We start from the raw sequence: 18,028 nt of genomic DNA on the forward strand, positions 1-18,028 counted from the left end.
GGGTCGGGGCCGTGGCCAGCACCGCGTCGTCGGCCATCGAACTCGACGTCGGCGACCGCACGATCCGCATCTCCAATCCCGGCCGGGTCTACTTCCCGGAGACCGGGGCGACGAAGCTCGATCTGGTCGAGTACTACCTCAGCGTCGGCGACGGCATAGTCCGGGCATTGCGCGACCGGCCCTGCATGCTGCACCGGTTCCCGAAGGGACTCAGCGGCGACAAGGTGCACCAGAAGCGGTTACCCGCCGGTGCGCCGGACTGGCTCCCCACCGTGCGAGTCTTCTTCCCGCGCTACAAAAGACACGCCGACGAACTCGCCGTCCGCGAGCTCGCCGACATCGTGTGGTGCGTGCAGATGTCCACGGTCGAATTCCATCCGTGGAACTCCCGTGCCGCCGACACCGAGAGCCCGGACGAGTGGCGCATCGATCTCGACCCGATGCCGGACTGTCCCTGGTCACGGGTGCAGCGCGTGGCGGGTGTCGTGCGCGAGGTGCTCGAGGAGATCGGCGCCGTCGGCTGGCCGAAAACCTCGGGCGGACGCGGCATGCACGTGTATGTGCGGATCGCGCCGCGGTGGGGTTTCGCCGACATGCGCCGTGCCGCGCTGGCCTTCGCCCGTGAGGTCGAACGCCGGGCGCCCGCCGATGTCACCACCGCGTGGTGGCGGCGCGACCGCGACCCGAAACTGCTGTTCGTCGACTACAACCAGAACGCGCGCGACCACACCATCGCCGCCGCCTACTCGGTGCGCGGCGTACCGGAAGCCACCGTCTCGACACCCGTCGAATGGGCCGAGATCGCGGACATCGAACCGCGCGACTTCACCATGCGAACCGTCCCGCCGCGGTTCGCGCAGCTCGGTGACCTGCACGCGGGCATCGACGATGCGGTGTTCGAGCTGGACCGGCTGCTCGAATGGGCCGAGCGCGACGAGCGCGAGTCGGGTGCGGAACCGACCGACCTGGACGAGGGATAGCCGGGCCACCAACTCGTCTCACACCGCTGAACCGCCGTCCGCACGCGGTGCTACCGTCGCCATGGACAATGAATTGCCAGCGGTTCGCCGTGTCGTGACCAGGCCCGCTGTTGGGCACCCGAAGGAGATCGTATCCATGAGTGAACACAGCGAATCCGCCCCGCGCACACCGATCGCGGTGGGACCGAATACTGCGCCGCCGCCCCTGTTGGACAAGGCGATCACCGAGGCGGGCGCCACCGTCGCCGACCTCGACGGTGCGCACGGCTTGATCTGGGTCGGCGGGCCCGGCGAGTTCCCCGACGAGCTTCCGGAATCGGTGCGGTGGGTGCAGTTGCCCGCCGCCGGTGTGGAGGACTGGTTCAACGCGGGGATCTTCACCGAGCATCCGAATGTTCAATTCACTTCTGCCGCAGGCGCTTTCGCTGCAAGCGTCGCCGAACACGCGCTCATGTTGCTGCTTGCGGGCGTGCGTTACCTACCCGAACACCTGCGCGCGGGCAGCTGGCGCCAGCACGATTTCTTCCCACACGTCGACACGTTGCGCGGAAAGACCGTCACCATCGTCGGCGCGGGTGGCATCGGCCGCGCGCTCATTCCCCTGCTGCTCCCGCTCGGTGCGCACGTCATCGCGGTGAACCGTAGCGGTCGGCCCGTGACCGGCCCCGGCATCCCGGACACCGTGGAAACCGTTGCCGCGCAACACCTCGGCCGTGTGTGGCCGCGCACCGATCATGTGGTCGTCGCCGCTCCCGCGACTCCCGCGACCCGTCATCTCGTCGGCGCGGCGGAACTGGCCCACCTGAAGCAGTCTTCCTGGGTGATCAACGTCGCCCGCGGCAGCCTCATCGACACCGACGCCTTGGTCACCGCACTCGCCGCCGGTGCGATCGGCGGCGCCGGTCTCGACGTCACCGATCCCGAACCGCTCCCCGACGGACACCCACTCTGGGTGCTACCGAATGCCATTGTCACCCCCCATGATTCGAACCCTCCACAACTGCGCCTCGCCGCCTTCGCCGACCACGTCGGCGAAAACGTCGCCCGCTTCCGCGAGGGCCGCGATCTACTCGCCCCGGTCGACCCGGATCGCGGCTACTGACCGAGCCGTCCGGCATGGTGGATCACCGATAGTCGAGCGGGCACGGAAATTTACAGCGTCGGAGCAGAGGGTGACGTCTCGGTAATCACGTGGTGCGGCACACATTCCGTACGTGCCCTGGTGCGGACGCGACCGACACCGCGACTGCGGCGCGCCACCGGCTATCCGAACGATTACTCGGTCGCTACTCGGCCTTGCCGCGGCGAGGCCGTATCGATTTTCGCGCAGGACCCCGCCGGGGAACCTACCCCTCGGCTGCGAGGACCCAGGACGTGCCCTCCTGCGCCGACGACATCCCCATTCCGCGCACCCCGCCGCAGCCGATGTGCTTGTTAGCGGCCAACTACTCGCGCAACTCGCCAGCGGAACACGGACGCGCGTAGCCGCCACTGTCATCGGCCGCAAGGAACTCGCCCCGAGCGATGCACATCCTTACCTCGAGGAAGACCACGGGTCGGCGCACCGAATCACAGGTGTACGCGCACGAATTCGCGGAAGGAGCGTGGGATGCGGCCGGTGACAGCACGCACGGTATCGGTGACGCGGTCTTCGGTGCCCGCTCGGATGTCTTCATCGAGTTCAGCGAGCAGCTTGGCGAATTCCACCGGGATACCGGAATCCTGGTAACGAGCAACGGCTTCGGCGGTCGAGATCGCGCGGTGGACGATCGGGCGGCCGAGGTGTGCGCTGAGAATCGCCGCCGTATCGGCGTAGCTGAGCGCTTCGGGCCCGGTCAGCAGATGCTCGGTGTTGTGCGGCGTCTCGTCGACCAGCGCATGTCCCGCGACCGCGGCGATATCGGCGGGGTCGATGAACGCGACACGCCCCTCGCCGGTCGCGGTCGCGATCGCACCGGTACGGACACCGTGGGCGACCACGTGGTCACCGAGAAAGTTCTGCATGAACCAGGACGGGCGAAGCACCGCCCATTCCGGCATAGTCGCACGCACCAGCTCATACAGTGCTCCCGTTCCGGTCGACGCGGCATCCACCGCGGAAGATCCGAGTAGAACGACGCGTCGAACCCCCTCTCGCGCAGCTACTTTCAGAAAGAGCTCGACAATCGGCACCGGCTGCTCGACCCCGATCGGCGCCACCAGATACACGGCGCGAACGCCACGCAAGGCTGGCGAGTAGCTCGCCCGGTCCCACCAATCGAACCGCACCGTCCTCGGATCCGGTCCAGGAGTACGAGTCGCGAGCCGAACCGGCACCGACCGACCGCGCAGGAATTCGACGACGCGCCCACCGGTGGTGCCGGTCGCACCGAGCACCAATACGTCATTCACGGCTGCCACCGAAGGTGCGCGTCAGCTGATCGACGCCGCCGACGATGTCACCGACGGCGGCGGGTCGCGGTGATCACGGTGCGTGACAGCGAGATTCAGAGCTACCGCGACTACTGGAGCCTGTTGCAGGCACTCGGCGCGACACCTGACCCGCCACGGTAGTCAGGACCGCGCCGCGAGGTCGACCGGCACGAGTCCACTCCATCCACCAAAACCACTGTCCCCCAGCTGGTCACCACCCCGTTCCTGTCGGCGACTACTGATAGCTTTTCCGCATGCCCTCAGTTCAGCACGAGACGATGATCGATCTGTTCCGGCAGCGTCCCGAACTGGCCGCGGAACTGCTAGCCCTCGTGCCGGACCGACTCGACAGCCCATTACCCGAATACACCCATGCCCGTATGGATTCCGGTGACTTCCCGGACATCACCCCCACCGAATACCGCGCCGACGCGGTCGTGGTCCTGACCTCCGAGGCTTCGACCCCGGACACCGCTGTCATTATCGAAGTCCAACTCCGCCATGACAAAGACAAAGCGTGGAGTTGGCCGGTGTACCTCACCACGCTGCGCGCTCGACTGCGCTGCCCCACCGTCTTGATGGTTCTGTGCCCGGACAAGACGTCCGCCGCCAAATCCCGCACCCCTATCACCATCGCCCCTCGGTGCACCCTCGAACCGATCGTCATCAGCCCCGAGGAGGTACCGGTGATCACCGACCCCGCGACAGCGTCCGCGAACCCCGAACTGATGGTGCTCTCAGCCATCGCCCACAGCAGACACCCCGACCGCGCCACCATACTCGACACTTTTGCCACCAGCATGCTGACCACCCCCGACCGCGCGATGTACCTTGAACTGGTAACGGCGATCCTCCCCAAGGCAGCCCGAAACATCCTGGAGACCCTCATGAATACCAAGTACGAATACAAGACCGAGTTCGCACGGACGTACTTCTCCGAGGGCGAAGCACAAGGTGAAGCGCGCGGTGAAGCACGGGGCGAAGCGAACGCGCTGCTCAGAATCCTCAGGAAGCGCGGCCTCCGGATCCCTGAGGACGTAGCAGCCCGGATCGAGTCCGAGACCGACCTCGATCAGCTGAACACCTGGCTCGACCGAGCCATCGACGCCGATACCGTCGATGCAGTCTTCGCCGACTGACTCAGCGGTCGTCCACGCGGAGTGTCGAGCCGCTGAAGACGCTCCGCGCGGATGTGGCCGCGTGCCGTGCGGAGGTCGGAGACTGCGTTCGAAACTCTCGAGGGAAGGGGTGTCTCACCCTTTTCAGAAGGCTCGGATCGGACGCAACGCAGGCGGTCCGAGGGCGTGCGGCGGGAGGCTAGGTGCGGTCGATGTCGCCGGTGCGGGAGGGGATGGCGTCGAGAGTGGCGAGGGTTTCCGGGGGGAGGGTGATGTTGCCCGCGGCCACGTTTTGGTCGAGGTGGTCGGGGTTGGCGGTGCCGGGGATCAGGAGGATGTTCGGGGCGTGGTGCAGTAGCCAGGCGAGGCCGATTTGGGATGGGGTGGCGGTCGCGGCGTCGGCGGCGGCTCGGACCGCCGGTTCGTCGGTGACCTTCGGCAGGCCGGGGTAGGCGCCGCCGAGTGGGAAGAACGGGACCCAGGCGATGTTTTCGGCCGTGCAGAGCGTGAGCATCTCCTCGTCTTCGCGGGCGAGCAGGCTGTAGGCGTTCTGCACGCAGGCGATGCCCGCGGGCAGGGCTCGGCGCAGGCTGTCGGCACGCACGGCGCTGAGACCGATCGCACCGATCTTGCCCTCGTCACGCAGCGCGATCATGACGGCGAGTTGATCGTCCAAGTCGACCAACTGGTCACCCTCGGCCCGCAGGCCGGGGCCGATTTCGGCGCGACGCAGGTTCACCAGCGAGATCTGATCGACGCCGAGGCTGGCGAGGTTGCTCTCGATATCGGCACGCAGTTCCTCGGGACGTTGCGCCAGACGCAACGGAATATCGCCGTCGGGATCCGGCGTCGCGCCCACCTTGCTGGCGACGAGAACGTCGTCGAACGGTCGGATCGCTTCGCGGAGCACACCGTTGGCGGCGCCGTAGAACTGGGCGGTGTCGATGTGATCGACGCCGAGTTCGATCGCACGCCGCACGATCGCCACCGACTCGGCGTGACTGCGATCGCGTAGCTGCATGGCGCCGTAGCCGATGCGGGAGACGGTCCGACCCGCGAGCGGATACGACCCGCCTGGACGCGGCTTACCCGCGGCTGTGGTGTCGGAAGAATCGGTGGGTGTCATGTGAGTCCCCTTCTGTGCGACGATGACAGTAAGCGGAGGATCCTCCGCAATGTCGACCATAGCACTACCGGAGGTTCCTCCGTTTTGAGTTCAGGTAAAGCACCACGACAAGCGAACACGCCGCCCGCCGCCGCGCCCGCGCGTGCCGACGCACGACGCAATCGGGAGAAACTGCTCACCACCGCACGCGTCGCGTTCGCCGAGGCGGACGCGACGGCGGGCGCGGTCGCGCTCGAAGTCATCGCCCGCGGCGCCGGGGTCGGTATCGGCACCCTCTACCGCCACTTCCCCACCCGCGAGGCGCTCGTGGAGGCTGTTTACGCCGCCGAACTCGACGATGTCACCGGTTGCGTTCCCGCGCTCCTCGCGCAGTACCCACCGGACCGCGCGCTACGCGCATGGCTGGACCGCTACGCCGCGTTCATCGCCGCCAAGCGCGGAATGATGGACATCCTCCGCGCGGGCTGGGCATCGGGCACGATCGCGACACCGACCACGCGAGAACGCATCACCGCCGTGATCGGCGACATCCTCGTCGAGGGAACGCGAGCGGGGTTGTTCCGCGCGGACGTGGCCCCGGAGGACGTCACCGCGATGATCTTCGGGATCTTCCTCGCCACGTCGTCCAACGGATCCCGGGAGCAGACCGGACGCCTGCTCGACCTGGTCATCGACGCGTTGCGTCCCGGCCGCGCGACAGGGGGATGACACCGCCGCCGCGCGGACAGCTACGCCGAAGAATCGGCTGCGGCTGACGAACTCCATGGCGCCCAGCGGAACTCGGGTCTGCCACGTTCCGCGCTGCGCCGAAGCGCGGGCCGACACACTGCCACCGCACCCGACCCGCCAGACGCAACCACCCAACGACAGACAGCATCACCACAATCCGATGCGCTCCAAAACCCAAGCGCGGGCCACCGGCGACCACAACACCCCACTGTCAGACGAAATCACCCCACGACCGACAGCATCACGACAATCCGGTGTGCTCCAGGACCGAGCCCACCAGCGGAGCCTGCGCGTCACAGCTGGCGGGCGACGTATCGCCGAGTGCCACCGTGGACTTGCCGGGAGTCGGTTTGACGGTGACCGCGACCACCACATCGGTCAACTGCACCCAGACGTCACAATTGCCGCTGCGCTCGAACGTCGCCGTCGCGGGTTTGTCGTTGATTCGCAGCGCGCGTGGCGGCGCGACGGCGGGCGGTGGCGACGGCGGAGTCGGCGCGCCCGCGCCGAGACCGATCTCGAAACGCACCATGCCGTAGGGATCGGTGTAGGCGCAGCCGGTGTGCGTTTCGTCGTCGGTGCGCTGAGTTTTCAGCAAGGAAGGGTTATCGGCGATCCGATCGAGTTGCTGGTTTTCGACCAGGGCGCACGGGTCGATATCGCGCCAGTTCGGTTGCGCGGACGCCGAAGTGACGGTTGAACAGCCCGTCACCGCTACACCGAAAGTGAGCAGTAGCAACGCTGTTGGCCGACTTCGCACGCCGTTGCCCCGTTTCGGCCAACGCACCTGGTCGGTAAGCTCCCCTGCTGTCGGGATTCTCCGCATGGCCCCCTCCGATATCTCGCACGTCAACGGCCAGATCGTAGCAGCGCCATCGCCGCTACGTCGTGCCACATGAAGAGACCGAAAAGGGAAGAACCCCGGGCGTATTCGGCGATGATCGGCGATTCAGCTCAGGTCGACACGACTCAGAATGGAACCGATCAGCGGCTTCTGCGCGTCACAGCTGACCTGCGAGGTGTCGGCGGTGTCGATATTGGTTTTGCTGCGCGCGACCTCGATGCTCACCGTGAGCTGAGCCTGGGAGTACCGGGTGAAAACGCTGCACCGACCGCCTCGTTCGGCCGTGACGGTGACATGCCGTCCTTCGAGATCGAAGGTGCGGGCGGGTGGATTGCCGACCGGATCTTGCGGGGCCCGGCTCGAATCACTCGCGCTGGCAACGTCACCCACGATGCTGATCTGTAGGTAACGGTCCCAATGGCAGCCGGGACCACCGTAATCGGAACGAATGGGTTCGGTGACCGCTTGGTCGGCGCCGCTCTGATCGAGTTTCGCGACCTGATCGGCGTCGGCGAGGGAACACGGGTCGACGTCGCGCCATGCCAGCGACGTTTCTTGTTCGCCAGCACACCCACCGACCAGCGCGGACAGTGCGACCATCGCCGCAGCAGTTCGGAAACGATTCCGCTCTGAAATTCCAATAACGAACTGCCGCAACACTTCTACTCCCACACGACTACCGAACTCACCCGGCAAGGGTAACAGTGCGTATGTCATGGAGTTACCACCGCGGGCCGTCGCGGCCTCGCCGCGCCGAACCCCTGTCGACCTGGATAAACAGAAGGAGAAGAAGGGGTCTCACTTGTGTATCGACACGCGGGGCAAAGTCCCGGCGCCGGGCGTCCTCCGTGCCACCGCACGCATCAGGTGAAGCCGAGAACTCATCGCTACGACAGGGGCGCACGCGACCGATGAATTCAGCACCGAAACGGCGTCCTCATCACTATGGAAACCAAAAATCTGGCGCAACTGTATGAATTGCCCGCCTTGGCGTGGGGCCCGGTCCGAGCGCAGTTGGACCAGGGTTTCGATCAGGTCCCGGAGCGCGCGGGTGCGGCACGACAGACAACGTGGCTGACCACGACCAATCAGGACGGGAGCCCACACACCACACCGGTGGGCGCGGTGTGGATCGATGACGCGTTCTGGTTCCAGAGCGGTGACGGTGCGCGCAAGGCGCGCAATATCGTCCGCGACCCACGCTGCACCATGAGCGTGTCGATCGCGGACTACGACGTCGTCGCCTCGGGCACGGCAGCCAAGATCGATGACCCGAAGGCGGTCGAACGCGTGGTGGCGCGCTGGTTCGCCGGTGGCTGGCCGGTGCGGGTCGACGAAACGGGCTACGGCTTGACGGCGGAGTTCAACGCTCCGTCGGCGGGACCCGCGCCGTGGTTCGTCTACCGACTCACCCTCGACAGTGCGACGGCGCTGCAGACCTCGGCACCGGGCGGTGCCACACGCTGGCGCTTCTGAACGCACCTGACGAGCGTGCGGCGTGACGTACGCTCCACATCGACCCCATTCGGGTGCTTGTGCGCAGTGTGCTGACCGTCGACGAGGATGGAGTCACCATGGCGTCGCTTCTGTCATTGCCGCCGCTACCACTGGTCCGGGCGGTAGATCGGCTGCGCGGACTACTCGGGACCACCTACCGTGCGCTGGTGCCGGGCCACGTCGCGCTGCTGGAGATGCTCGGCGCCGGTTTCCTCACCCAGGCGATTCACGCGGCGGCGGAGCTGGGCGTGGCGGACGCACTGGCGGACGGCCCCCGCGACGGCGCGGAGCTCGCGCGGACCGTCGGCGCGGACGAGGACGCGTTGCGTCGACTGATGCGGTTGCTGACGAGCGAGGGGATCTTCGCCGAAGACAAGGGCGGCAAATACACCCTGACGCCCATGGCGCAGCCACTGCGTAGTGACTGCGAGGTCTCACTGCGCGACACCGCGCTGTTCTTCGGCTCGACTGTCCACCGCGAACATTGGTCACATCTGGTGGACGCGGTACGTACCGGCGAGCCGGTGGGCGAAGCGTTGGACGGCATGCCCTTCTTCGACCTCGTACGCAAAGATCGAAGCCTCGGTGAGATCTTCGATCGCGGCATGACCAGTATCGGGTCGTTGTCGCTGGAGCCCCTGCTCGCGGCCTATGATTTCGGCGCCTTCGAGACGATCGTGGATATCGGCGGTGGGGAGGGCACGATGATCGCCGAAATCCTCGGGAAGGCACCACAATCGAAGGGCGTGCTGGTCGATCTACCCGAGGTCGCGCAGTCCGCGCGGACTCGCCTCGCCGAATTAGGTCTCGCGAATCGTTGTGCGGTGGAGAGTGGTTCGTTCTTCGAGTCGGTGCCGGAAGGGGGCGACGCGTACCTGCTCAAGCACGTTCTGCACGACTGGTCGGATGACGACGCGGGCAGGATCCTCGGCACGGTGCACCGCGCGATGTGTCCGCATGCCCGGTTGCTGATCATCGAACTCGTTGTGCCGGAGGATGATCAACCGCATCCCAGCAAGTTCATCGACCTCGAGATGCTGGTGAACACCGGGGGCCGAGAGCGTACCGAGGCCGAGTATCGAGAGTTCTTGGCAGAGCACGGTTTTACGCTCACCCGAGTGGTTCCGACCGTGTCGCCCAACAATATTCTGGAAGCTCGGTTGTCCTAGACCTCGAAGTACCCGCGGCGGTCACCACCCTGACCGTGGTCGCAGCGCCACGGGAGGGACATTCGACCGACCGGACCGACCGGACATTCGGACATGGGCCGGTCTTCGCTCGGCCGAGCAGGTGACCCCGCGGCGGGGCAGGTTCGGCCGCCAGCCCCAGGCTGCCGAGCCCCGCGCAGACCAGCTCGTCTTGCCGATTCCGACCGATCCCCGCACGTCAACGCCCCCATTTACCAGCCTGCACCAAATGTGCCATTGACAACTGGCACATTCATGGATGATTCTGAGCGCATGACAAGGTCACCGTTGACCTCCGTCCCCGACGTCCCCGCGACGCCGTCGACGCGAGCCATCGTCGCCGAGGCGGCGACCCGAATCGGGCTGCGGCCACTCAACTGTGCGATTCCGATGAACCCGCCGGGCGTATGGTTCGCGCGCAAGCTCATCGCCACCCTGATGACCGTCGGCGGCGGGCCCGTGCCGCGCGGCACCACGATCACCGCCGTTCGCGCGGGAGCGGTTCGGGGCGAATGGGTCCGCGCGCCCGGGGTCGGGTTCGGCCGCCGCGCCGTCTATTACCTGCACGGCAGCGCGTATGTGATCTGCTCGGCGCAGACGCACCGCACGCTGGCCGCGAATCTCTCGCACAAGACCGGACTTCCGGTGTTCGTCAGCGATTACCGACTGGCTCCCGAGCATCCATTTCCGGCAGCGGCCGACGATGTGGCGGCGGGCTACCGATGGCTGCTCGACCGCGGCATGGCCCCGGAAGATCTTGTCATCGCCGGTGATTCGGCGGGCGGCCACCTAGCTCTCGATCTGCTGCTGGAGAACGCGCGGGCCGGACGAGGACAGCCCGCGGCGGTGACCATGTTCTCGCCGCTGTTCGATCTCACACTCGGCCTCGCCGCCGAACAGCAACGGCGACGGTCGGATCCGCTCATCTCCGCACAGGCGGCCAGCCGCATGCCGAAGACCTACACCCGTCATGTCCCCGACGACACTCCACGGCTGCGCCTGCGCATTCCCGACGGTCTCACGCTGCCCCCGATGCTCGTGCAGGTAGGCGGCACCGAAATGCTGCTGGCCGACGCCCACGCGATCCGCGACCGGGTGCGCGCGGCGGGCGGCCGATGCGAGCTGGAGGTGTGGCCGGGCCAGATGCATGTATTCCAAGCGCTGCCAACGCTGATCCCCGAGGCCGGGCCCGCCCTCGACCGCGCAGCCGACTTCCTGCGCGCCGCACTGGCCGCCACCACGTCCGAAGAAAGGGTGAGCTGACATGCTCGGACTGGAAAACCTCTTACCCCAGGGGTTTCGACCGAAACGCACACACAACGCCCGCGCGGTGGTGACCGGCGCCGGCAGCGGCATCGGCCGCGCGTTCGCCCTGGAGATCGCCCGGCGCGGCGGCCAGGTCGTCTGCGCCGACATCGATGAGGCCCGTGCCGACGATACTGTCGCCCTGATCGAGCGCGACCATCCCGGCGCCGCGCACGCCTTCCGCTGTGACGTCTCCCAACGCGCCGACGTGGAGACCCTCGCGCACTTCGCCGATTCGCTGTTCGATCGTCCGCTCACACTGGTGATCAACAACGCGGGCGTCGGTATCGGCGGAAAACCGGTCGGACGCATCGGATTCGACGATTGGGAATGGGCGCTCGGCATCAATCTGTGGGGTGTGGTGCACGGCTGCGAGGTCTTCACCCCTCGACTGCGCGCGGCCGGATACGGCGGCGTCATCAATGTGGCCTCGGCGGCAGGATTCGCCGCCGCGCCCTCGATGGCGGTCTACAACGTGTCGAAGGCCGGAGTCCTGTCGCTGTCGGAGACCATGGCCGCCGAGTTGAGCGGCAGCGGGGTCGCGGTCACCGTGCTGTGCCCGACCTTCGTGCGCACCAATGTCGGCAAGGACGGTCGGATCACCGACGGTTCCGCTCGCTTGGTCGAAAACCTCATGCGCTGGACCGGATTCACCCCGGACCGCGTCGCACGCGACGCCCTCGACGCACACGACCGCGGCAAGTTGTACGTGCTCCCGCAGCTGGACGCGAATGTGGTCTGGCAACTCAAGCGGCACTTCCCCGCCCAATACACCTACGTCCTGGGTCTGCTGGACCGCCTTCTGCCCCAGGATGATTCGACTGACGACCGGACAACGGTCACCGAAAGAACAGGAGTCTGACATGGCCATCACGATGGACTTCGACGACATGCTCGCCAAGATCAAGGACCGGCAGTGGGCGCTGGCCGATATCGACTGGGACGCGCCGGGGACGGAGACGATCAGCCCCGAACTGCACGCCAAGCTCAAGCCGTTCATGGCGGATCTGATGTGGATCGAGAACGTGGGTGCGCGCGGTTTCGCCGCCATGGCGAAGAAAGCGCCCACCGAGACCCTGCGCGAGATCTACCGGTACTTCCACGCCGAAGAACAGCGCCATGCCAATGCGGAACTGGCGTTGATGCGGCGCTGGGACATGCTCGACGGTGACGAGATTCCGCAACCGAACGTGAACGTCAAGCTGGTCATCGACTTCCTGGACAAGTACGCCGACGACATGTCGCTGTCGTTCCTCGGCACGGTGATCCCGATGCTGGAGGTCGCGTTGGACGGCGCGCTGGTGAAGTTCATCATGGACGAGATCGAGGATCCGGTCTGCCAGGACACGTTCCGCAAGATCAATTCCGACGAATCCCGGCATCTGGCCGTCGATTTCGCGGTGATGGACCTGCTCGGCCACGCGCAGATGCGCAAGCTGCTGATCGAGTTGGTCGGCGGCTGGACCAAGCCGTCGCTGATCATCGGCGTGCTGAGCTATGTGCCGCTACTGAACAAGATGCGCGACAACATCGTCGCGATGGGCGTGGACGAGCAGCGCCTCTACCGCGCGCTGGAACGCTACGGCAATGTCGGCGAGCGCAGTGAGTTCGCGCGGCGGCTACCGATGTATCAGCTGGTGAAACGGCATGGCAACTGGGTGATCAACCGCGACAGCCCCTATCACCTCGTCGCCGACGCACTGGTCAAAGTGACCGCGCGGGTGCCGAAGGCGTTGCTGCGCAAGGACCCCACGTGGTCCAAGGAAATCACCTACGAGCCCGCGGCATGAGCAACACGGCGGGCACACACCCGCGCACCATCGACGTCGCGATCATCGGCGGCGGTTTCGCCGGGATCGGCGCCGCGATTCGCTTGAAGCAACGCGGAATCCACGATTTCGTCATCCTCGAACGCGGCACCGCCATCGGCGGTACCTGGCGGGACAACACCTACCCCGGTGCGGCGTGCGACATTCCGTCGCGGCTGTATTCCTACAGCTTCGCGCCCAATCCGGAGTGGTCGCACACATATTCGGGCAGCGATGAGATCCTCGGCTACATCCAGACGATGTCCGCCGAATTCGGACTCGCACCGCATTTCCGGTTCGGCCACAACGTCACCGGCATCGTCTTCGACGAGGGGGCCGGACGGTGGGACGTCGGCATCGAAGGCGACACCGAGAACGTCCGCGCACGCACCGTGGTCCTGGCTTCCGGCCCGCTGGCCAATGCGGGATTCCCGAACATTCCCGGCATCGACGACTACGCCGGACACAAAATTCACAGTGCCCGTTGGGATCACGACTACGACTTCACCGGCAAGAAGGTCGCCGTCATCGGCACCGGGGCCAGCGCGGTGCAGATCGTCCCGGAACTGGTCGAGCGTGCCGCCTCGGTGAAGGTCTTCCAGCGCACGCCGGGATGGGTGCTGCCGAGGGTGAACCGCCGCACCAGCCCGGTGACCAAGGAACTGTTTCGCCGCGTTCCCGCCGCCGAGCGGCTCAGCAGGCAGGCCTGGTTCTACGGGCACGAGTCGGTAGCGCTCGGCGTGGTCTGGAAATCACCGCTGACCAGGGTCGTCGAACTCGTCGGCCGCGCGCAACTGCGGCGCCAGGTGAAGGATCCGTGGCTGCGCCGTCAGCTCACCCCCGAATTCCGCGCTGGCTGCAAGCGGCTGCTGATGACCGACGACTACTACCCCGCGTTGCAGCGCGACAACTGCAAGCTGGTGACCTGGCCGATCGTTCGGCTCGCCGAGCGCGGCATCCGCACCGCCGAAGGTGTTGAGCACCAGGCTGATTGCATCGTGTTCGCCACCGGATTCGAGGTATCCAAGGCGGGAACGCCGATCCCGATCGTCGGGCGCGACGGCAGGGTGCTCGCGCAGGAGTGGTCGCGCGGCGCCTACGCCTACAAGAGCGTCGCGGTGTCGGGATACCCGAACCTGTTTCTCACCTTCGGGCCGAACTCTGGTCCTGGCCACAACTCGGCACTGGTGTACATGGAGGCACAGATCGACTATCTGGTCGGTGCGATCGACACCGTTCTGCGCGAGGACCTGCACATGCTCGACGTGCGTCAGGAGCGTCAGGACCGCCACAACGCGGCGATCCAGCGTCGCCTCACCGCGACCACCTGGAATTCCGGTTGCCGCAGTTGGTATCTCACCGAAGACGGTTTCAACGCGACGATGTATCCGGGTTTCGCCACGCAGTACGTCAACCAACTGCGCACACTGGAACTCGACGACTACGAGGTAGTGGCTCGGCGTGCCGACCACGAGGCCGACGCGATACCGATCGCCTAGCCGTAGGCGGGCCGCCGACACGAACGTCGGGTCGACGAGCACGGACGATAGACTCCTACCCGCGAGAATTGTCTTGTCGGCGGCCACGCGCGGCGATGAATCAGGGAGGTGAGATCGACGCCGGAATACCGGATCGATGACCTCGCGCGCGCCGCGGGCACCACCACCCGCAATGTGCGCGCCTATCAGGAACGCGGATTGCTGCCACCGCCGGTCGGTAAGGACGGCAGGGCCAGCATCTACGGCGACGGGCATCTCGAACGCCTGCAATTGATCGACGCGCTGCTGCAACGCGGTTTCACCACCGCGCACATCGCGGACTTCATCACCAGCTGGGAGACCGGCAAGGACCTCACCGAGGTGCTCGGACTCCAGCACGCGGTCACCGCGTCCTGGGGCGAGGACGAGACGTTCGAGGTGCCGAGGGAATTGGTCGGCACCATCCTCGGCACCGACTCCGACGAGCTGGTGCAGCGGCTACGGGAGATGAATCTCGTTCGCCTGGAAGGCGATACGGTCGTCTTCACCGAAACCCAGCTGCTCACCTCGTTCGCCGAACTGCACGAGTACGGCTTGGAGCTCGGCACGCTGATCGACATCCACGCCGAGGTCGCCGACCGGGTCGACGAGATCGCGCAGATCATGATCACCGCGGCCAAGCAGCACATCGTCGACGAGCGCGGTCCGGGCTGGCTGCCCGACACCAGCGACGAGATCGCCGAGACAACCACCATGCTCAATCGGATGCGCGAGCTGGCCGTGACCTCGGTGCAGGCCGCGCTGGCCCGTTCGCTGGACGAGACCTTGCGCCAGCAACTCGGCGACTACCTGGCCACCGCCGCCGAACGCGACCGTCAGCAGGCGCGCCCGTGACCCCGGCTCACGCGGGCGCCAACGAGGCACCGGTGGTGATCCCGAGCGCGCCGCCGAACAGACAGGACGCACGCATCGGCTGGTCGACGGGTGTCGGGGTCGACACCGAACCTCGGTAGGGACCGTAGACCGGGACCACCTGTCCCGGCGGGACGAAGAAGCCCTGGCATTCGGTGGAGAGCACATACCGGCCGGTACCGCTGTGACACAGCGCGGCGGCGTCGGTGACGCCCCGGTCGACGAAGCAGTCACCGGAATCGGCCGAGGCCGTCGCGGTGCCCGCCAGCGCGAAACCGGCGGCGAGCAGGGTGAGACCCACACCCGCCGCGATCCGGCGTGGGTCGAAAGGTGCTGCGCCCCTGATTGACTCGTTCACACCGAATTCCCTTCTACGCGGACGTTCGTGCCTGTTCGTTACCCCGATGAACAGCCGGCGAGATGGGCATCCTCGCTGGTATGCGCATCGATCGTCGCTCACCGGCCATTTCATCAGACCCGCGGCGCGACGTCGAGCAGGACACCCGTTCCAACGGTGGGGAATCACCGAGCCCTCACCCGCGAGTGAGCACCAACGCCTGCGCGATCAGGGTCAGATACAGCGTGAGAATGAACAAGACGGCCGCGACGACAGGATGCTCCGCGCGGCGCGCGGCATGGAAACGCCAACCAGCCCATGCGGGAAACAGCAACAGCACCAACGGAATCCAGGCAATCACCGCACCGATGCCGGACTGATCCCATGGCCGCACCAACACCAGATCCACCAGCACCGCCACCGCAGCGCACCCCAGCGCGGCACCGGCACTCCCGTTGGGGCCCAACATATTCGAGTAGAACAACTGCCCAGGTACCGGTTCGCGGACGGTCTTCCTCGCGAATTCGAACTGGAGGAACGCCCCCGCGAAAATCACCGCGACCGCCACCAGCGGCCACCGCGTGAGCACCTGACCGGTACCGATCGCCGACACCACCACATACGCGGTGACCAACAGCTGCACCGGATAGGTGACCACCAAACTCACCAGAATGTTCGTACGCACGGTGTGCGAGAGCGACTCCCACCCCCACAGTGCCAGGCCGTAGGCCATGGCCACCGCGATCATCACCGCCGACCCCACCGAGAGCGCGAACGAGGCCGCGACCGCGCCGACGGCGATCACCCCCATGGCGGCGCGTAAGTCGCCGGCGCGCACCGCGCCGGTGACCAGCGGACGATCCGGGTTGTGCACGCGGTCGTAGTCGAGATCCTTCTGCTCGTCCACCATCCGCAGATACAGCAGCACGAACGCGACGATCACGATTCGCAGCAGCGTCGCGCCGCTCGGTGTCCACGCCGTGTCGGGTCGGGTCACCAATGCCGCCGTAGCCTCCAGCGCGAGCACCCAGACGATGCCGTAGAGCAGGTAGTGCGGCTTGTACATCACCACGGTGAACCGAACGATCCTGGCGACCGACGCGAGCACCCCGGTCGGTGCCGCGGCGGCCTCGCTCATCGACGCCCCCGATCCGGCAGCGTCGCCGCCTCGACCTGGTTATCCGGCAGCGCACATTTCTCCGACAACAGTCGCGCCACCGGAACCATCGGCGTCGTCGGCGCCTGGTCCCCCGCGATGCCGAGCCGACGCAGCACCACCGTTGCGGTGTGTTCGCCCATCAGATCGAATCGGCTTCCGCATCGCCGCCGTCGGCGACGAGATCCGCGTCGGCCACCAGATCGTCTTCGGCGAATTCCAGATCCAGCTGCGCGGCAACCACACCCGCCTGCCGGATTTCGCAGTGGATCTCGGTGCGTTCGGCCTGCTCGCCCACCACCCGCGCGACGCATTCCGCGGGCAGATCCAGTTCGACGAACTGATCGAACGCGCTGGCCACACAGTCCAGGCGCGGACGTTGCTCGAGCACCATGGCCAACGCGGTCTGTCGACAGGCCTCGATCAGCAGGGTGCCAGGCACGTGGTCGAGTTGATGATCGAACAGGAACGGGTGGCCGAGGTCGGGCGCCAGCGTCGCCCGCGCGGTATCACCGCTGAGCTCGGGTGCTCCGATCACCACATTGCGCCAGTTCTCCCGACCCACCGCCGCCGCACTCGCCCGCTCGGTGCGCGCGAGAGCACCGGCGAACGGGCCGAGGCCGAGGCTGTCGCGAAACGAGGTGCGCAAACCGTTCCAGTGTCGCGGGGTGGTCCAGGAGAACGATCCGTCGACCGTCATCATCGAGGCGCCGTCGCGCTCGATCTCGATCACCATGTCGAGGCCGGTGAGCGTCTCACCGCGGCGATGCTGGCGGGGCGCGCGAATACGCATCACGAGATCCGCTGGCGCCAAACCGATTTCCCACGCCGAGGTGGCCGCACCGGTGCCGTTGAAGGTACGCACCAGAAACGCCATCTCCGGTCCGACACCGTAGAACTCGTGGGTGAGCGCGATCGCGGCCTGGCGCGCGGCCTCCATTACCAGCAATGGGTCGTGGCGTAGCCCGAGCGAACCCGCGTGGTCACCGTAATAGGCATGCATCCTGGGTAACTGGGCGCCGACCAGGAATTCGTCCTCGGCGACGGAGTCCATCGAGGTGACGAACACCTCCGATACCGCGCATCGGTGCGCGAGCTCGCGCGAAATCGTGCGGCTGTGGCGTGCGGTGGTCACCGCA

Annotated in this window: 19 protein-coding genes; 11 read left to right on the forward strand and 8 right to left on the reverse strand. The window is 66.5% G+C overall.

The genetic code is table 11. The features are described from left to right. Positions 1-11: 11 nt before the first annotated feature. On the forward strand, positions 12-980 hold the full coding sequence (ligD, locus tag ABEA50_RS29570) for a non-homologous end-joining DNA ligase (protein ID WP_345499678.1): 969 nt from the start codon (positions 12-14) through the stop codon (positions 978-980). A 136-nt stretch (positions 981-1,116) separates the two neighbouring features. Then, positions 1,117-2,082 (forward strand): D-isomer specific 2-hydroxyacid dehydrogenase family protein, encoded by a 966-nt coding sequence (locus ABEA50_RS29575; RefSeq protein ID WP_345499679.1) that lies wholly within the window; start codon positions 1,117-1,119, stop codon positions 2,080-2,082. Positions 2,083-2,549: 467 nt separating this feature from the next. Here the strand turns inward: ABEA50_RS29575 and ABEA50_RS29580 are convergent, their stop codons facing one another. Then, a complete protein-coding gene (locus ABEA50_RS29580; RefSeq protein ID WP_345499680.1) occupies positions 2,550-3,371 on the reverse strand; it encodes an NmrA family NAD(P)-binding protein in 822 nt (273 codons plus the stop codon). A 275-nt stretch (positions 3,372-3,646) separates the two neighbouring features. Between ABEA50_RS29580 and ABEA50_RS29585 the strand changes: the two genes are divergently transcribed. Continuing rightward, positions 3,647-4,531 carry a hypothetical protein gene (locus ABEA50_RS29585; RefSeq protein WP_345499681.1) on the forward strand — a complete coding sequence of 295 codons (885 nt, stop codon included), beginning with the start codon at positions 3,647-3,649 and terminating at the stop codon, positions 4,529-4,531. Positions 4,532-4,709: 178 nt separating this feature from the next. Here the strand turns inward: ABEA50_RS29585 and ABEA50_RS29590 are convergent, their stop codons facing one another. Further along, positions 4,710-5,636, reverse strand: a complete 927-nt coding sequence (locus ABEA50_RS29590) for an aldo/keto reductase (protein ID WP_345499682.1) — start codon at positions 5,634-5,636, stop codon at positions 4,710-4,712. 84 nt (positions 5,637-5,720) lie between these two features. On the opposite strand from ABEA50_RS29590, the gene ABEA50_RS29595 reads away from it, so the two are divergent. Continuing rightward, positions 5,721-6,344 (forward strand): TetR/AcrR family transcriptional regulator, encoded by a 624-nt coding sequence (locus ABEA50_RS29595; RefSeq protein ID WP_345499683.1) that lies wholly within the window; start codon positions 5,721-5,723, stop codon positions 6,342-6,344. Positions 6,345-6,606: 262 nt separating this feature from the next. Here ABEA50_RS29595 and ABEA50_RS29600 read toward each other — a convergent pair whose 3' ends face one another. Further along, on the reverse strand, positions 6,607-7,077 hold the full coding sequence (locus ABEA50_RS29600) for a hypothetical protein (protein ID WP_345499685.1): 471 nt from the start codon (positions 7,075-7,077) through the stop codon (positions 6,607-6,609). A gap of 237 nt (positions 7,078-7,314) precedes the next feature. Further along, positions 7,315-7,809, reverse strand: a complete 495-nt coding sequence (locus ABEA50_RS29605; protein WP_345499687.1) for a hypothetical protein — start codon at positions 7,807-7,809, stop codon at positions 7,315-7,317. Between the two features lie 345 nt (positions 7,810-8,154). On the opposite strand from ABEA50_RS29605, the gene ABEA50_RS29610 reads away from it, so the two are divergent. The 7 genes from ABEA50_RS29610 (at position 8,155) to ABEA50_RS29640 (ending at position 15,378) form a co-directional block, all read left to right on the forward strand. Further along, positions 8,155-8,685: a pyridoxamine 5'-phosphate oxidase family protein gene (locus ABEA50_RS29610; RefSeq protein WP_345499688.1), complete on the forward strand. Its 531-nt coding sequence runs from the start codon at positions 8,155-8,157 to the stop codon at positions 8,683-8,685. A gap of 98 nt (positions 8,686-8,783) precedes the next feature. After that, positions 8,784-9,875, forward strand: coding sequence for a methyltransferase (locus tag ABEA50_RS29615; RefSeq protein ID WP_345499690.1), 1,092 nt, complete (start codon positions 8,784-8,786; stop codon positions 9,873-9,875). A 291-nt stretch (positions 9,876-10,166) separates the two neighbouring features. Further along, positions 10,167-11,156, forward strand: a complete 990-nt coding sequence (locus tag ABEA50_RS29620) for an alpha/beta hydrolase (RefSeq protein WP_345499691.1) — start codon at positions 10,167-10,169, stop codon at positions 11,154-11,156. A gap of 1 nt (position 11,157) precedes the next feature. Then, the gene (locus ABEA50_RS29625; protein ID WP_345499693.1) at positions 11,158-12,060 is read left to right on the forward strand and encodes an SDR family NAD(P)-dependent oxidoreductase; all 903 of its coding nucleotides are present in this window, start codon (positions 11,158-11,160) and stop codon (positions 12,058-12,060) included. A 7-nt stretch (positions 12,061-12,067) separates the two neighbouring features. Continuing rightward, entirely contained in the window at positions 12,068-12,988 is a 921-nt protein-coding gene (locus ABEA50_RS29630; RefSeq protein ID WP_345499786.1) for a ferritin-like domain-containing protein, read from the forward strand. Beyond that, positions 12,985-14,505 (forward strand): flavin-containing monooxygenase, encoded by a 1,521-nt coding sequence (locus ABEA50_RS29635; protein WP_345499694.1) that lies wholly within the window; start codon positions 12,985-12,987, stop codon positions 14,503-14,505. Before ABEA50_RS29630 ends, ABEA50_RS29635 begins: the two co-directional genes overlap by 4 nt. A 108-nt stretch (positions 14,506-14,613) precedes the next feature. Then, the gene (locus ABEA50_RS29640) at positions 14,614-15,378 is read left to right on the forward strand and encodes a MerR family transcriptional regulator (protein ID WP_345499695.1); all 765 of its coding nucleotides are present in this window, start codon (positions 14,614-14,616) and stop codon (positions 15,376-15,378) included. Between the two features lie 7 nt (positions 15,379-15,385). Here ABEA50_RS29640 and ABEA50_RS29645 read toward each other — a convergent pair whose 3' ends face one another. The 4 genes from ABEA50_RS29645 to ABEA50_RS29660 form a co-directional block, all read right to left on the reverse strand. Next, the gene (locus ABEA50_RS29645; RefSeq protein WP_345499696.1) at positions 15,386-15,754 is read right to left on the reverse strand and encodes a hypothetical protein; all 369 of its coding nucleotides are present in this window, start codon (positions 15,752-15,754) and stop codon (positions 15,386-15,388) included. 175 nt (positions 15,755-15,929) lie between these two features. After that, the gene (locus ABEA50_RS29650; protein WP_345499698.1) at positions 15,930-16,871 is read right to left on the reverse strand and encodes a UbiA prenyltransferase family protein; all 942 of its coding nucleotides are present in this window, start codon (positions 16,869-16,871) and stop codon (positions 15,930-15,932) included. Further along, entirely contained in the window at positions 16,868-17,032 is a 165-nt protein-coding gene (locus tag ABEA50_RS29655; RefSeq protein WP_345499699.1) for a hypothetical protein, read from the reverse strand. Before ABEA50_RS29655 ends, ABEA50_RS29650 begins: the two co-directional genes overlap by 4 nt. Next, complete coding sequence (locus ABEA50_RS29660; RefSeq protein ID WP_345499701.1) at positions 17,032-18,024, reverse strand: ScbA/BarX family gamma-butyrolactone biosynthesis protein; 993 nt, start codon at positions 18,022-18,024, stop codon at positions 17,032-17,034. The genes ABEA50_RS29655 and ABEA50_RS29660 overlap by 1 nt, the downstream gene beginning before the upstream one ends. Between the last annotated feature and the right edge of the window lie 4 nt (positions 18,025-18,028).

It is taken from the genome of Nocardia callitridis (genome assembly GCF_039543305.1).
Classification (GTDB): domain Bacteria; phylum Actinomycetota; class Actinomycetes; order Mycobacteriales; family Mycobacteriaceae; genus Nocardia; species Nocardia callitridis.